This window comes from Kluyvera sp. CHPC 1.2972 (genome assembly GCF_036759925.1).
In the GTDB taxonomy this organism is placed as follows: domain Bacteria; phylum Pseudomonadota; class Gammaproteobacteria; order Enterobacterales; family Enterobacteriaceae; genus Kluyvera.
The window spans coordinates 17,968-32,748 of record NZ_JAPKIB010000019.1; the positions used below are offsets into that span (position 1 = coordinate 17,968).

At 55.4% G+C, this 14,781-nt stretch carries 14 protein-coding genes and 1 pseudogene; 9 read left to right on the forward strand and 6 right to left on the reverse strand.

Going from position 1 to position 14,781, the window contains the following annotated elements:
* Positions 1-9: 9 nt before the first annotated feature.
* Positions 10-540, reverse strand: coding sequence for an RNA pyrophosphohydrolase (gene rppH / locus V6944_RS20585; RefSeq protein ID WP_035893962.1), 531 nt, complete (start codon positions 538-540; stop codon positions 10-12).
* 441 nt (positions 541-981) lie between these two features.
* Between rppH and V6944_RS20590 the strand changes: the two are divergent.
* The 5 genes and pseudogenes from V6944_RS20590 to V6944_RS20610 all read left to right on the forward strand — a co-directional run.
* Positions 982-1,092, forward strand: a pseudogene (locus V6944_RS20590) (hypothetical protein); the annotation flags it as partial.
* Positions 1,093-1,223: 131 nt separating this feature from the next.
* Positions 1,224-1,919 (forward strand): DNA mismatch repair endonuclease MutH, encoded by a 696-nt coding sequence (mutH, locus tag V6944_RS20595; protein ID WP_333500310.1) that lies wholly within the window; start codon positions 1,224-1,226, stop codon positions 1,917-1,919.
* Between the two features lie 193 nt (positions 1,920-2,112).
* The gene (locus V6944_RS20600; RefSeq protein WP_333496605.1) at positions 2,113-2,826 is read left to right on the forward strand and encodes a TerC family protein; all 714 of its coding nucleotides are present in this window, start codon (positions 2,113-2,115) and stop codon (positions 2,824-2,826) included.
* Between the two features lie 123 nt (positions 2,827-2,949).
* Entirely contained in the window at positions 2,950-3,168 is a 219-nt protein-coding gene (locus tag V6944_RS20605) for a YgdI/YgdR family lipoprotein (RefSeq protein ID WP_333500311.1), read from the forward strand.
* A 126-nt stretch (positions 3,169-3,294) separates the two neighbouring features.
* Positions 3,295-4,335, forward strand: a complete 1,041-nt coding sequence (locus V6944_RS20610) for an NADP(H)-dependent aldo-keto reductase (RefSeq protein WP_333500312.1) — start codon at positions 3,295-3,297, stop codon at positions 4,333-4,335.
* Positions 4,336-4,422: 87 nt separating this feature from the next.
* Here the strand turns inward: V6944_RS20610 and lplT are convergent, their stop codons facing one another.
* Together lplT and aas are read right to left on the reverse strand one after the other, a co-directional pair.
* A complete protein-coding gene (gene lplT, locus V6944_RS20615; protein ID WP_333500313.1) occupies positions 4,423-5,616 on the reverse strand; it encodes a lysophospholipid transporter LplT in 1,194 nt (397 codons plus the stop codon).
* Positions 5,609-7,768, reverse strand: a complete 2,160-nt coding sequence (gene aas, locus V6944_RS20620; RefSeq protein ID WP_333500314.1) for a bifunctional acyl-ACP--phospholipid O-acyltransferase/long-chain-fatty-acid--ACP ligase — start codon at positions 7,766-7,768, stop codon at positions 5,609-5,611. Before aas ends, lplT begins: the two co-directional genes overlap by 8 nt.
* Positions 7,769-8,382: 614 nt before the next feature.
* Between aas and galR the strand changes: the two genes are divergently transcribed.
* Positions 8,383-9,399, forward strand: a complete 1,017-nt coding sequence (galR, locus tag V6944_RS20625) for an HTH-type transcriptional regulator GalR (protein ID WP_333500315.1) — start codon at positions 8,383-8,385, stop codon at positions 9,397-9,399.
* Here the strand turns inward: galR and V6944_RS20630 are convergent.
* Entirely contained in the window at positions 9,360-9,836 is a 477-nt protein-coding gene (locus tag V6944_RS20630; RefSeq protein ID WP_333500316.1) for a GNAT family N-acetyltransferase, read from the reverse strand. The genes galR and V6944_RS20630 overlap by 40 nt on opposite strands.
* A gap of 185 nt (positions 9,837-10,021) precedes the next feature.
* On the opposite strand from V6944_RS20630, the gene V6944_RS20635 reads away from it, so the two are divergent.
* The gene (locus tag V6944_RS20635; RefSeq protein WP_333500317.1) at positions 10,022-11,032 is read left to right on the forward strand and encodes a LacI family DNA-binding transcriptional regulator; all 1,011 of its coding nucleotides are present in this window, start codon (positions 10,022-10,024) and stop codon (positions 11,030-11,032) included.
* Positions 11,033-11,107: 75 nt separating this feature from the next.
* Here V6944_RS20635 and lysA read toward each other — a convergent pair whose 3' ends face one another.
* Positions 11,108-12,364, reverse strand: coding sequence for a diaminopimelate decarboxylase (gene lysA / locus V6944_RS20640; protein ID WP_333500318.1), 1,257 nt, complete (start codon positions 12,362-12,364; stop codon positions 11,108-11,110).
* A 120-nt stretch (positions 12,365-12,484) separates the two neighbouring features.
* On the opposite strand from lysA, the gene V6944_RS20645 reads away from it, so the two are divergent.
* Complete coding sequence (locus V6944_RS20645; RefSeq protein WP_333011378.1) at positions 12,485-13,411, forward strand: LysR family transcriptional regulator; 927 nt, start codon at positions 12,485-12,487, stop codon at positions 13,409-13,411.
* On the opposite strand, the gene V6944_RS20650 is transcribed toward V6944_RS20645, so the two are convergent.
* Complete coding sequence (locus V6944_RS20650) at positions 13,408-14,100, reverse strand: aspartate/glutamate racemase (protein ID WP_333500319.1); 693 nt, start codon at positions 14,098-14,100, stop codon at positions 13,408-13,410. The genes V6944_RS20645 and V6944_RS20650 overlap by 4 nt on opposite strands.
* A gap of 143 nt (positions 14,101-14,243) precedes the next feature.
* On the opposite strand from V6944_RS20650, the gene V6944_RS20655 reads away from it, so the two are divergent.
* Positions 14,244-14,570 (forward strand): cupin domain-containing protein, encoded by a 327-nt coding sequence (locus tag V6944_RS20655; RefSeq protein WP_333500320.1) that lies wholly within the window; start codon positions 14,244-14,246, stop codon positions 14,568-14,570.
* Positions 14,571-14,781: the final 211 nt, after the last annotated feature.

Below are 14,781 nucleotides of genomic sequence, written 5' to 3' on the forward strand. Positions count from 1 at the left end.
ATGCGTGGCTTAACCTCTTTTGCGTCGATAAGCAGGCGCGCTTTGCGGCTTTGGCGCGCTCTCCGCAAGCGCCATCACTACACTGGCGAACTCTTTCATCACCCGGCGGTAGACGTCGCGTTTAAACGAGACGACCTGACGCACCGGATACCAGTAACTCACCCAGCGCCAGCCGTCGAACTCCGGCGTGCTGCTGGTTTGCATATTGATATCCGCGTCATTGCCGATCAACTGCAAGAGAAACCACTTTTGTTTCTGGCCGATACACACCGGCTTAGTGTCCCAACGCACCAAACGTTTTGGCAACTTGTAACGCAACCAGTTTCGGGTCGAAGCGAGGATCCGCACATCCTTGCGGCTTAATCCAACTTCTTCGAACAGTTCCCGATACATCGCCTGTTCTGCTGTCTCACCGGGGTTTATGCCCCCCTGGGGAAATTGCCAGGAGTGCTGACCATAGCGTCGGGCCCACATTACCTGACCCTGACGATTGCAAATTACAATACCAACGTTCGGGCGGTAGCCATCGTCATCAATCACCGGACTACCTCAAAATAAGCTTCAATGTGAATGATTGTTTCACACTCGCTGGAAACGGTAAACCACTCTATTACGCCTCTACCAACGAATAACATTTGAATAACTCACAGTAATCATCAGAGTTATAAACAGAGAACCGCGCTGGTCAGCGATTTTATTCACTTTTTCTGTGGATAGAGTTGTGAAGAAGTACGGAATTACCCAGGGAAAACCCAGAGTACTCTGAATAATCGCATGACACCCACGTTCAGTAAAATGATATTTTTCATTATGTTATTATAGTTAATCTTGATGTATTAGCGCATAACGTGACGATCATCACATGGGCGATCCTTCAATTGATGAAAGATCGAACAACGTTGGTTTTATCCACAGATTGTGCAAACATCTTAGACATCTTTTGTGCGAAAATTCGATTTTCGTCGCACGTCAAGGCTGTAAATTGAAACAGTAGTCAGGCTTTTCCCCAGTTATCCCACTTTTCTGTGGATAACATGGTGTAAGATCCTGTTCATTGTCAGTGACCAGATTTGGAAAACCTTTTTTCAGCGGATTTTTTTATGTAATTTCTGCGTAAAAAAACGATGATAATCATCACCTTGGTTTATTTACTCAGAAAAAGTTAAACTCTATCCACACCCGGTAAAACTGTCGTTCATTTTTTCACCAAAAGGCGCATTGTTATGTCAACCCTCGCACCGCTTCCCGAATCGCCCAAAACTCAGGCTGAGCTGCTCGCCCAGGCGCAGCGTCTGGCGGGCTATTCGTTAGGAGAGCTGGCAGCGATGGCCGGTATCGTCGCGCCAAAGGATTTAAAGCGCGATAAAGGCTGGATTGGCGTGCTACTGGAGATCTGGCTGGGAGCCAGCGCCGGCAGCAAGCCCGAGCAGGATTTTGCCGCGTTGGGGGTGGAGCTAAAAACCATTCCGATCGATGCGCAAGGCCGCCCGCTAGAAACCACCTTCGTGTGCGTCGCACCGCTGACCGGCAATTCAGGCGTCACCTGGGAAAATAGCCACGTGCGCCATAAGCTCAAACGCGTGCTGTGGATCCCGGTCGAGGGCGATCGCGCCATTCCGCTTGCCGAGCGCCGGGTGGGCGCGCCGCTGCTATGGACACCAAGCGCGGAAGAAGAGCATCAATTGCAGATGGACTGGGAAGAGCTGATGGATCTGATCGTGCTCGGCCAGGTGGAGCGTATTACCGCCCGCCACGGCGAGGTGCTTCAGCTCAGGCCAAAGGCGGCCAACAGTAAAGCGTTGACCGAAGCTATCGGCGCACTGGGGGAGCCCATCATGACGCTACCGCGCGGTTTTTATCTCAAAAAGAACTTCACCGCCGCCCTGCTGGCCCGCCATTTTATGTTACGCACCGATTAATTTTTTTGTCCTGCTGCGCTGCGGGCTTATACTCCTCCCTGCTGCACGTGACGGGCTCGCTGGTACGCCTTTGCCCTTTCTCTAAAGCGATAGTATTCGTTTCAAAGGATGGGCCGGTGCCAGCAGCGGTTACGGGGAAGCACATCAACGTACATCGATTAACGCTTTTGTTCTATTTGGCAGGACTTATCTAATGTTATTTGCATGGATCACCGATCCCAATGCCTGGCTTGCGCTCGGCACGCTGACGATTCTGGAAATCGTTCTGGGCATCGACAATATTATTTTCCTCTCTCTGGTTGTGGCTAAGCTTCCTACTGCTCAACGTGCTCATGCCCGTCGTTTGGGGTTGATGGGGGCGATGGTAATGCGTCTGGCGCTGCTGGCCTCCATTGCCTGGGTGGTGAAGCTGACTCAGCCGCTGTTCACGCTGTTTGGTCAGGCCATTTCGATTCGCGACCTGATTTTACTGGTTGGGGGGCTGTTCCTTATCTGGAAAGCCAGTATGGAGATCCACGAGACTATCGAAGGTGATGAAGAGAGCATGAAAACGAACGTCCATTCGTTTTTGGGCGCCATCGTGCAGATTATGATGCTGGACATCATCTTCAGCCTCGACTCGGTCATTACCGCCGTGGGCCTCTCTGACCATCTGTTCATTATGATGGCCGCCGTGGTGATTGCCGTGTGTGTGATGATGTTCGCCGCGCGCTCGATTGGCGAGTTCGTCGAGCGTCATCCATCGGTGAAGATGCTGGCGCTATCGTTCCTGATTCTGGTTGGCTTCACCCTAATCCTCGAAAGCTTCGATGTGCATGTGCCAAAAGGCTACATCTACTTTGCAATGTTCTTCTCTATGGCGGTCGAGAGCCTCAATCTGCTGCGAAGCAAGAAAAATCCCCTTTAATCGTTCATCAACAGCCCTCAATTGAGGGCTGTATCGGTTTTTTTTAAGATTTTCCTGCTTTATGCTGTTCCCTGAGTCGGTTATTACTAGACTATTAAAAGTGCGGCGATGAAGGGGATAACGATGACAAAATGGGCAGTGTTGATTTCCGCAGTAGGTTTAGCCTTTGCAGTTTCCGGCTGTAGCAGCGATTACGTGATGGCCACAAAAGACGGTCGGATGATCCTGACCGACGGTAAACCGGAAGTCGATGACGACACCGGGCTTATCAGCTATGAAGATCAGCAAGGTAATAAAATGCAGATCAACCGCGACGACGTGTCGCAAATTATCCAACGATAATCAGAGAGGTCAGCCGTCTGCTGGCCTTTTTTCATTTTCTGCTTTCCCTTTTTCTCCCCCTCTGCCATTTTTATATTCCTTTGTCGGGACTCTCTCCTGACGCTGTTGATAAAAGGAAGCCGGCTTATGCAGTACCACCGTATCCCCCACAGCTCGCTTGAGATAAGCACCCTCGGGCTGGGCACTATGACGTTTGGTGAACAAAATAGCGAAGCCGACGCCCACGCACAGCTTGATTATGCCGTTAGTCAGGGCATCAATCTTATCGATGTCGCCGAGATGTACCCCGTTCCTCCGCGCCCGGAAACCCAAGGGCTGACCGAGACCTATGTCGGTAACTGGCTGGCGAAGCATGGCAACCGCGAGAAGCTGGTGATCGCCTCGAAGGTGAGCGGCCCTTCACGCAACAACGACAGCGGCATTCGCCCAAATCAGGCGCTGGACCGCAAAAACATTCGCGATGCGCTGCACAACTCGCTGACGCGCCTGCAGACCGATTATCTCGATCTCTACCAGGTGCATTGGCCGCAGCGCCCGACTAACTGCTTTGGCAAACTGGGCTACACCTGGGCCGATTCAGCACCGGTCGTGTCGCTGCTGGAGACACTGGAAGCGCTCACCGAGTACCAGCGCGCCGGCAAGATTCGCTATATTGGCGTGTCGAACGAAACGGCGTTTGGCGTGATGCGCTACCTGCATCTGGCGGATAAACACGACCTGCCGCGCATCGTAACCATCCAGAACCCGTACAGCCTGGTGAACCGCAGCTACGAAGTGGCGTTGGCGGAAGTGAGTCAGTTTGAAGGCGTTGAGCTACTGGCTTATTCCTGCCTGGCCTTCGGAACGCTCACCGGTAAGTACCTGAACGGCGCGAAGCCTGCGGGCGCACGTAATACGCTGTTCAGCCGATTCACGCGCTACAGCGGCGAGCAGACGCAGAAAGCCGTGGAGGCGTACGTCGATATCGCCAAACGTCATAACCTCGACCCGGCACAAATGGCGCTGGCGTTCGTTCGCCGTCAGCCGTTCGTGGCCAGCACGCTGTTGGGCGCGACGACGATGGAGCAGTTGAAAACCAACGTTGAAAGTCTGCATCTGGAGCTAAGTGCGGAAGTGTTGGCGGAGATTGAAGCGGTGCATCAGGTTTATACCTACCCGGCACCTTAAGTTCGAGCAGTCCCGGGGTCGCTTGCGCTCGCCCGGGCTACATTGATAGTGGTAGCCCGGCCAAGCGCAAGCGCCGCCGGGTTTACATCAACGGCGCTTACCCCACAGCCACAGCGCGAGAATCGCCAGCGCAAACAATACGCCAAAACCAATCCCCACGCCGACTACCGGAATATTAACCGCCACCGCCAATGAATAGAGCCCCAGCATAATCAGCATGGCGCTGTTTTCACCGAGGTTTTGTACCGCTATCGCATTACCGGAACCCACGGTCTGTTTACCGCGATCCTGCAGCAGGGCATTGAGCGGCACCACGAAGAAACCGCCGCAGATACCGATGATAAACAGCAGCACGTATGCGGGCAGCAGCGCATGCTGGAAGGCAAAAATGGCGACCACAACGCCAATCAACACCCCGGCAGGCATACAACGCGCCACGGTGTCGAGCGTGACCAGCTTTGCCGCCGCCCCCGCGCCGACGACAATCCCGACGGCAACCATCGCATTCAGATAGGTTGGCGTCGCATTGTCGGTAATTCCCAGCGCCACCGGCACCCACAGCACCAGCAAGAAACGCAGCGTCACCCCAGCCCCCCAGAACATGCTGGTACCGAGCAGAGAAAAGCGCGTTTCACCGTTGTGCCATAGCACGTTACAGGCGTTAAAGAAGCTGCGGGTCATGGGGCGGAAACGCCAGGACTGGCCCGGGCGCGCCGCAGGCAGTTTCGGAATGAAGATGTTGGCCACCACCGCCCCGGCATACACCACCGCGCAGAGCACCAGTGCCCCCACCACGCTCCAGTCAGCCACCACGCCGCCAGCGACGGAGCCAATCAGAATAGCGGCAATGGTCGAGGCTTCCATTAAACCGTTGGCTTTCACCAGCTTATCACCCGTAGTGATTTCACCGAGAATGCCGTACTTAGCCGGAGAGTATGATGCCGCGCCAATGCCCACCAGCGTATAGCCGATAAACGGGTTCAGGCCCGCGCAAATTGTCGCCGCACCGATAAGCTTCAAGCCGTTGGCGAACATCATCACCCGACCTTTGCCAAAGCTGTCTGCCACCTGGCCAACAAACGGGGCAAAGATGATGTAAGCGCCCACAAACACCATTTGCAGAACCGGCTGGCTCCACTCCGGGTAGAACTGCTGCTTCATCAATGCCAGCACGGCAAACAGCAGCGCGTTATCGCCGAACGCCGACAAGAACTGGGCCACAATCACTGCCATCATGCCTTTTGACAGCAGGGAGTTGTTAGTGTGTACTGACTCACTCATTCGGATGTTCCGTCTCTGCGACCATGCTCTTAAGGGTGACGAAATCCGGTTTACCGCTACCAAGCAGCGGCAGCTGTTTCAGCCAGCGAATATCTCGCGGCACCGCCAGCTCCGGTACGCCGTGGGCCCGCGCATACTGCAGCAGTTTGTCGCGGGTGAGTTCATTATCGGTGGTAAACAGCACCAGTGCCTCGCCTTTGCTGGCGTCGGTTTTCACCGCCGCGGCATGCATCTTCTCAGGGGATACGCCCAGCGCCAGCTGCTCGACTATCTCCAGCGATACCATTTCGCCGGCAATTTTGGCAAAACGCTTCGCTCGCCCCTGAATTTGCACAAAGCCCTGTGCATCAAAGGCGACGATATCACCGGTGTCATACCAGCCGTTTTCCAGCTCACCGTGCTGATTTTCCGCCATCGGCACTTCCAGCACGCCTGGATTCTCAACGCGCAGATAGCCCGCCATGATATTCGGCCCTTTCAGCTGCAGGCGACCGCCCTGTTCAATGCCCGGCACCTCCAGCAAACGTGCGTCCATGCCAGGCAGAATGCGCCCCACCGTACCCGGCTTCGCCGCCATCGGTACGTTGATGGAGACCACCGGCGCGCATTCGGTCACGCCGTAACCTTCGAGAATGCGCAGGCCAAATTTGTCTTGCCACAGTTCTTTGGTGCTCTGCTGCAGCTTTTCCGCCCCCGCCACGACATAGCGTAGACGATAGAAATCGTACGGGTTGGCGAAGCGCGCGTAGTTGGCTAGGAAGGTGGAGGTACCAAACAGCACGGTGCAGTTACGGTCATAGACCAGTTCCGGCACCACGCGATAGTGCAGCGGGCTTGGGTAGAGGAACACTTCTGCGCCGGTCAACAGCGGTGTGAATAGCCCGACCGTCAGGCCAAAGGAGTGGAACAGCGGCAGCGCCGACATAAATCGATCGTTGGCGGTGAAGTCAGCGATGGTTTTAATCTGCTCCACGTTCGCCAGGATGCTTTTATGGCTGTGCACCACCCCTTTCGGATGGCCTTCAGAGCCGGAGGTAAAGAGGACGATCGCCGGGTCTTCCGGTTTCTGTGGCACCTGCGCCAAACGTGGCAGCAGCACGCGGGAGAAGATCCACAGCTTATCTGCGGTAGTCACATCGCCTTTTAAATCTTCGAGGAATACCCAGCGCACCTGGGTGAGTTGCTCAGTCAGGTGCCAGAGTTTGCCTTTATCCAGGAAAGTACGGGAGGTAAAAATGGTGCCAATCTGCGCGGCGGTAATCGCGCTGGTCAGCCCTTTGACGCCTGCGGTGTAGTTCATCATTGCCGGGATACGTCCACGGGCAATGGCGCCAAAAATCACCGCGGCACTGATGCCCGCGTTCGGCAGCATCAGGCCAATTTTCTCGCCCTGCTTGCTGTATTTTTCCAGAATACGCGCCACAAACAGCGTTTTGGTCAGCAGCTTACGGTAGCTATCCGGCTGAAAGTTAATGTCTTCCACGCACGGTTTTTTCTCGCCATAACGGTGCATGGCGGTCAGTAATGATTCATACAGGGTTTCGCGCGGGCGTACCGCCATGCGCGCTTCCATCATAATCTGGTGCAGCATTTCACCGGCAATTTTGCGGCGGTCACGCGCACGCGGCGCTTCCGGCATCGGCAGCGTGGTTGGCGGCAGCAGATGCAGCGAGATGCGGGGGAACAGACGTTGCTTTACCAGCCCTTTCAGGCGGCTGAAGTGGGTCAATTCCGCGCCTTCAATGCGGAGTGGAATAATCGTCGCCCCGGACTTCGCTGCCACGAAGGCCGCGCCGTCATAAATCTTCATCAGCGAACCCGAAACGGAGATTCGCCCTTCCGGGAATATCACCACCGGGCGGCCCTGTTCAATCAGGCGCACCAGGTGCTTGATGGACATTGGCTTTGTCGGATCTAACGGAACGAAATCGATGATTGGCGTCAGCCACCGCATAAACCATTTTTGTGAAATTGAGGTGTAGACGGCGAAAACCGGACGAACGGGGAGAAACAGCGCCAATAATATGCCGTCGAGAAACGATACGTGGTTCGGGGTAATCAGCACCTTCGGCTGGTTCAGCGCGTCGGTGTTTCCCGTCATCCTGACTCGAAAGAGCACCTTAAATAGCTGTCGGAAAAAACAGAGAAGCATACAAACTCCTTTTGCCATAGTTTTGTCATTGAAGGTTACACGAGAAAACTGAGGAAAAGCAGTACGTGGCAAGATCGAGATAAAAAAAAACCTGCGCATCTGCGCAGGTCGGTGTAAGTGATGAGTACGCAAAGCGCACTATGAAACATTCACCAATCAATACCTCTGGGACCGCTATTGTCGCGCCCTCCCCACTCTGCAACCAGCGGAAAAGCGCAAGAGAATGAGCGCAAATGAAACGAGGTATTGCGATTGTCGGGAACTGTAACAGGTGGGCATGAGGCAAAAAAAAACCTGCGCATCTGCGCAGGTTGGTGTAATCAAGTGGTCAACCTTGTGGGGCGACTTCACCTATCAATACCTCTGGGATAATCAGATTAGCAACTCCCGTTACGCATCCTCCAGCAGACATTCGCAACAGCGTTTCGCAAAGTGTAAGCAAACGTTTGAATTCTCGCGTTTCGTTGCAGGGCTGGCGTCACTTTTCCACAGAATGTCACGTTTGCATCATCATTGTGCAATTCGCCGTTCCGCTCTCCTTGAATAGCAGGGGAATTTCCGTAACACTGTTATGGTGTAAGCGTTTACCCTCTGAATTTTGATTAAGGCATATTATGGCGACAATTAAAGATGTGGCCCGGCTTGCAGGCGTCTCCGTCGCCACCGTATCCCGCGTCATCAATAACTCCCCAAAAGCCAGCGATGCCTCGCGCCAGGCCGTATTCTCCGCGATGGAATCGCTCAGCTATCACCCGAATGCCAACGCCCGCGCGCTGGCCCAGCAGTCGACCGAAACCGTCGGCCTGGTCGTCGGCGATGTCTCCGATCCTTTCTTCGGCGCAATGGTAAAAGCCGTGGAGCAGGTGGCCTACAACACCGGTAATTTTTTGCTGATCGGTAATGGTTACCATAATGAAACCAAAGAGCGTCAGGCGATTGAGCAGCTCATTCGCCACCGCTGCGCGGCGCTGGTCGTGCATGCCAAGCTTATTCCCGACGCCGAACTGGCGGATTTAATGAAGCAGATCCCCGGCATGGTGCTGATAAACCGCATTCTGCCCGGCTTTGAGAAGCGCTGCGTGGCGCTGGACGACCGCTATGGCGCCTGGCTTGCCACTCGCCATCTGATTCAGCAGGGCCATACCCGCATCGGCTATATCTGCTCAAACCATATGATTTCGGATGCGGAAGATCGTTTGCAGGGCTACTACGATGCCCTGAAAGAGAGCGGCCTGCCGTGCAATGAGCGACTGGTCACCTTCGCCGAGCCGGACGAAAGCGGCGGCGAGCAGGCGATGACCGAACTGTTAGGCCGTGGTAAGCAGTTTACCGCCGTAGCGTGCTATAACGATTCGATGGCCGCAGGTGCGATGGGCGTGCTCAACGATAACGGTATCGATGTACCGCAGGAGATTTCGCTAATTGGCTTCGATGATGTGCTGGTTTCTCGCTATGTACGTCCGCGTCTGACCACCATCCGCTACCCGATTGTCACCATGGCAACCCAGGCAGCGGAGCTGGCGCTGGCGCTGGCGGATAACCGCCCGCTACCGGATATTACCCACCTATTCAGCCCGACGCTGGTGCGCCGTCATTCGGTGATTGCGCCGGGTGAAGAGGTAAAGTCGTAGCGATATAAATGCACGGTGGTGTCCGGGTAGTCCAGCGCATCACCGATGTACCGCCAGCCAAAGCGTTCGTAAAAATCCCGGCAGGCGGAATAGAGGAAAAGCTGGTCAAAGCCCTGCTGACGGGCATAGTCGATGACATACTGCTGAAGCTTCCCCGCAAGCCTTTGCCCGCGCGTCGATTCATCCACGTACAACGCCGCCATCCACGGCCAGAGATCCTGGCGGCTTATCAGGTCGCAACGCCACAGCCCGACCGTGCCGAGCAGCCTTTCCCCTTCGGTTGCAATAAACGTTAACGGCAGCGCACCTGGCGTTTGGCTATGCGCAATAATGCTAGCAAAAAAGTCGCGCGACAGCCCATCACCAAACGCCTGCCAGAGCCAGTCGGTGACCTGCGGGGCGTGTTGAGGCGCATTGTAGAGCGGTTGAATGTTCATATGGCAGTCTCGTTGTCGGCCATCAGGCACAATCGGTTATGGATTATTCGCTTACACAAGGTGGATATTCTACCCGGCAGCGCTAAAAAGCGTGATCCCGGTGGTTATTTGCCGCTTTCATAGAGCTTATGCCACTGAATGTCTGTGATAAACTGCGGAACAAAACGTAGTCTCAGGAAATAATAATGGCAACAATGCTGGATGTCTCAATACATGCTGGGGTCTCAAAAGCGACGGTTTCCCGCGTGCTGAATGGTACGGGCCAGGTGAAAGAGAGCACCCGCCAGCAGGTGTTCAAAGCAATGGAAGAGTTAGGCTATCGCCCCAACTTTCTGGCGCGTTCGCTGGCTAACCGTACCAGCAACAGCATTGGCCTTGTGGTTTCCACCTTCGACGGCTTCTACTTTGGTCGACTGCTTCAGCAGGCTTCCCGCCAGACGGAAGCCTGGGGCAAGCAACTGATCGTCACCGACGGTCACGATACCCCAGAGCGGGAAGAACAGGCGGTGCAGATGCTAGCCGACCGTCAGTGCGATGCCATCGTGCTGTACACCCGTCATATGAGCGAAAAGGCGATCATGTCGCTGGTCAACAGCACGCCGATGCCGCTGGTCGTCATCAACCGTGACGTCAGCCAGGCGCGCGAACGCTGTGTCTTCTTCGAACAGCAGGATGCTGCATTTCAGGCCGTTGAATACCTGATTAATCAGGGTCACCGCGATATCGCCTGTATTACCGTTCCTATCCACACACCAACCGGTAAAGCGCGTTTACAGGGCTATCGCCGGGCGCTGGAGCAAAACGGTATCAAGTGGGACCCGGCAAAGGTGAAGCACGGCGATTCCACCATGAACTGCGGCTACGACATGTGCAATGCGCTGCTGGAGGAGAAGGTGAAGTTCAGCGCGCTGTTCGCCTGTAACGACGATATGGCGCTCGGTGCGTCAAAAGCGCTACATCAGGCGGGGCTTAAGATCCCGCAGGATATTTCACTGTTCGGTTTCGATGATGCGCCTAGTGCCAAATGGCTGGAGCCGGGGCTCTCTACCGTCTATCTGCCGATCGATAATATGATCGTTACCGCTATCGATCAGGCGATTAAGCTGGCAAGCGGGGAAGAGATCGAGACGATCCCGCCGTTTACTGGTACGCTGGTATTGCGTGATTCGGTGACGACGGGGCCGTATTACAAATAGTGCGAGTTCCGGGGTCGTTTCACTCGCCCGGGCTACATTTCCGGGCGAGCGCAGCGACCCCGGGAATTCTTGCTATCAGATAAGCTCCAGCGCCAGCAGCTCTTCAATCGTCTGACGACGACGAATCAACCGCGCCACGCCGTTATCAAACAGCACCTCCGGCAGCAGCGGGCGGCTATTATAGTTCGATGACATCGACGCGCCGTACGCGCCGGTATCGTGCAGCACCAGGTAATCGCCCGGTACCACCGCTGGCAGCAGGCGCGTTTCGACTTTACCGCCCTCCTGCTGGGTAAAGACATCGCCCGATTCACACAGCGGCCCGGCCACGACGGTCTCAATTTGCGGCACTGCGTCCAGCGCGCGACCATCGCCCGCCAGCGCGGAAATATGGTGATAGCTGCCGTACATCGCTGGGCGCATCAGATCGTTAAAGCCCGCGTCGATCAGCACAAAGTGACGGCAGCCCATCTCTTTCACGCTACGCACCTGCGCCACCAGCACGCCGGATTCCGCCACCAGGAAACGCCCCGGTTCCAGCTCCAGCTTCACCGGATGGCCCAGGTGTTTAGCAATCTGCTCACGCGCGGCGTTCCATAAACCGAAGTAGTGATCGGTGTCGATCGCCTCTTCCCCTTCGCGATACGGGATAGATAAACCACCGCCCGCGGAGATCGCCTCCAGATCCTGACCAAACTCAATCACCTGGCGCACCATCGCACCGCACACCTGCTCCAGATGACCGTAGTCCACGCCGGAACCAATGTGCATGTGAATACCCACCAGCTTCAGCTGATGACGCTGGATCACCTCAAGCGCCGCCGGAAGGTCGCTATACCAGATCCCGTGCTTGCTGTTTTCACCGCCGGTATTCGTTTTCTGACTATGGCCGTGACCAAAGCCTGGGTTGACGCGCAGCCACACGCGGTGCCCTGGGGAAACCTGGCCAAGCTGCTCCAGCATATCGATAGAGCCCGCGTTGACCGGAATGTGCAGCTCGCGCACGCGGGCCAGCGTGGCCTCATCAAGGGTATCGGCGGTAAAGACGATATCGTCCTTACCCGCTTCGTAACCGGCAACCAGCGCACGTTCGATTTCACCTAAAGAAACAGAATCTACCTTTACGCCCTGCTCGCGCATCAGGCGCAGAATATGGATATTCGAGCACGCCTTCTGGGCAAAACGTACCACGTCAAACTGATGCAGTTTGGCAATCTGCGCGCGAATAATCTGCGCATCATACACCCACACCGGGCAGCCAAATTCGGCAGGCAGGCGCAGCAGGTTGTCGGCGGTGAGGTCGGTTTCAGTATTGTTGAGCGGGCGTGGCATGGGCGAACTCCGGTAATCATCTTTTTAATGATTACGCCACAGCGTGAACCGAATAAAAAATATCGTTTTATCGCGAGTCTATGCAAAAATGATATAGAATGCTTAGCCCGAGGGTCGCCCATGCCAGCCGTTAACCTACGCCATATCGAAATTTTTCACGCCATCATGACGGCGGGTAACCTGACGGAAGCCGCCCGCCTGCTGCACACCTCGCAGCCCACGGTCAGCCGCGAGCTGGCGCGCTTCGAGCAGGTGCTAGGGCTTAAGCTATTTGAGCGCAGCCGTGGTCGCCTGCATCCCACCGTTCAGGGGCTGCGACTGTTTGAAGAGGTACAGCGCTCCTGGTACGGGCTGGATAGGATCGTCAGCGCTGCGGAAAGCCTGCGTGAGTTCCGCCAGGGCGAGCTGTCGATTGTCTGCCTGCCGGTCTTTTCCCAATCCTTTTTGCCACCGCTGCTACAGCCGTTTCTGACCCGCTACCCGCAGGTGAATATTCAGATCGTGCCGCAGGAGTCGCCGCTGCTGGAAGAGTGGCTGTCGGCGCAGCGCCATGATTTGGGCATTACCGAGACGCTGCATACGCCAGCAGGCACCGAGCGTATGCCGCTGCTGACGCTAAACGAAGTCTGCGTATTGCCGCAGGATCACCCGCTGGCGGAAAAAGCGGTGCTGACGCCCGCTGATTTTCAGGGTGAGAACTACATCAGCCTGTCGCGCACCGACAGCTATCGCCAGCTGCTGGACACGCTGTTTAATGAACAGCAGGTGAAGAGAAGGATGGTGGTGGAGACGCACAGCGCCGCTTCCATTTGCGCGATGGTCAGAGCCGGCGTCGGCATTTCGGTGGTCAACCCGCTGACCGCGCTCGACTACGCCAACAGCGGCGTGGCCATTCGACGCTTTAGCATCGATGTGCCGTTTACCGTCAGCCTGGTTCGCCCGATACACCGCCCCCGCTCCGCGCTGGTCGAGGCCTTTACGGCCCACCTGCAGCAGAGTCTGTCACAGATAACGACGCCGCTGGAGGCGGTGCTGAGCGAGCGTTAAGAGAGCATAAATTCAACTGCGTCCGCCGCATGAATCGCCGCGGTATCAAACACCGGCAGCGGGCTCAGCGCTGTCGGCACCAGCAGGCCAATCTCCGTGCAGCCGAAAATCACCCCTTCCGCCCCCTGACGCGCCAGCGTTTCAATCACGCTTAGGTAATAGTCGCGCGAGGCGTCGCTGAACTCGCCCAGGCACAGCTCATCGAAAATAATCTGGTTAATCTTCTGACGTTCATCCTGCCCAGGAATCAGCGTGTTAATGCCAAATTCCTGCTGTAAGCGCCCGCGATAGAAATCCTGTTCCATGGTATAGCGCGTGCCGAGCAGCGCCACGTTGGTCATCTTCCGCTGGCTGATAGCGCGGCCAGTCGCATCGGCGATGTGCAGGAACGGCACGTCACAGGCGGTTTCGATAGCTTCGGCAACTTTATGCATGGTGTTGGTACACAGCACGATACCTTCGGCTCCCGCCTGCTGGAGACCTACCGCCGCCTGGGCCAGAATGTCCCCCGCTTTCAGCCAGTCCCCCTGAGACTGACAAAGCTCAATCTCGTGGAAATCCACGCTGTGCAGCAGGATCTGCGCCGAATGCAGGCCGCCGAGTCGTTGCTTCACCCCTTCATTAATCAGGCGATAGTAAGGAATAGTGGATTCCCAGCTCATGCCGCCCAGAAGACCGATCGTTTTCATGCCGTTTACCTTGTTTGGTGTCGTACCGCTAGTGAACCAAAGTTGTGATCAACTTTCCACATCTGCGGCGATAGATTTCTTTTTGATCGTTTCTGAGATAAATTTAATGAAACAACGTTTCAACATACTAACAGGACCGCCTGATGTTTATTTTTCATAAAGAAACCACCCTTGAAGATCTGGGCAATGGCGTAACCCGCCGCATTCTCGCGCACGATGGCAAAATGATGGCCGTTGAGGTGAACTTCGAACAGGGCGCCATTGGCCCGATGCACAACCACCCGCACGAGCAGCTGACCTACGTACTGTCCGGTGAATTCGAATTCACCATCGGTGACGAAAAGCACTTGGTTGGCGCGGGCGATACGCTGTATAAGCAGCCGAACATCATGCACGGCTGCGTGTGTCTGAAAGCCGGTACGCTGCTGGATACCTTTACGCCGGTGCGTCAGGATTTTCTTAAAGCCTGATACCGCATAAAAGCAGCCGGGTGTCGTTTCACGATCCCCGGCTGCTTTTTTATTTATATATTTGTCGTAGCCCTGCTTTTCCGCACGTTAAATATTCGTTATTTCCTACAAAAACGATCATACCTACTCATTATCCGCGTACCAATGAACGGCAAATTAATGTATTCATTGCGTTGTCCGGCCCTATCTTTATTGCTACAGATACCTATTT

What these genes read in the sequence shown, in the direction of transcription:
- mutH (WP_333500310.1), top strand. Translation starts at nt 1,224, where the DNA reads ATGTCAACCCTCGCACCGCTTCCCGAATCGCCCAAAACTCAGGCTGAG.
- V6944_RS20600 (WP_333496605.1), top strand. Translation starts at nt 2,113, where the DNA reads ATGTTATTTGCATGGATCACCGATCCCAATGCCTGGCTTGCGCTCGGC.
- V6944_RS20605 (WP_333500311.1), top strand. Translation starts at nt 2,950, where the DNA reads ATGACAAAATGGGCAGTGTTGATTTCCGCAGTAGGTTTAGCCTTTGCA.
- V6944_RS20610 (WP_333500312.1), top strand. Translation starts at nt 3,295, where the DNA reads ATGCAGTACCACCGTATCCCCCACAGCTCGCTTGAGATAAGCACCCTC.
- lplT (WP_333500313.1), bottom strand. Translation starts at nt 5,616, where the DNA reads ATGAGTGAGTCAGTACACACTAACAACTCCCTGCTGTCAAAAGGCATG.
- aas (WP_333500314.1), bottom strand. Translation starts at nt 7,768, where the DNA reads ATGCTTCTCTGTTTTTTCCGACAGCTATTTAAGGTGCTCTTTCGAGTC.
- galR (WP_333500315.1), top strand. Translation starts at nt 8,383, where the DNA reads ATGGCGACAATTAAAGATGTGGCCCGGCTTGCAGGCGTCTCCGTCGCC.
- V6944_RS20630 (WP_333500316.1), bottom strand. Translation starts at nt 9,836, where the DNA reads ATGAACATTCAACCGCTCTACAATGCGCCTCAACACGCCCCGCAGGTC.
- V6944_RS20635 (WP_333500317.1), top strand. Translation starts at nt 10,022, where the DNA reads ATGGCAACAATGCTGGATGTCTCAATACATGCTGGGGTCTCAAAAGCG.
- lysA (WP_333500318.1), bottom strand. Translation starts at nt 12,364, where the DNA reads ATGCCACGCCCGCTCAACAATACTGAAACCGACCTCACCGCCGACAAC.
- V6944_RS20645 (WP_333011378.1), top strand. Translation starts at nt 12,485, where the DNA reads ATGCCAGCCGTTAACCTACGCCATATCGAAATTTTTCACGCCATCATG.
- V6944_RS20650 (WP_333500319.1), bottom strand. Translation starts at nt 14,100, where the DNA reads ATGAAAACGATCGGTCTTCTGGGCGGCATGAGCTGGGAATCCACTATT.
- V6944_RS20655 (WP_333500320.1), top strand. Translation starts at nt 14,244, where the DNA reads ATGTTTATTTTTCATAAAGAAACCACCCTTGAAGATCTGGGCAATGGC.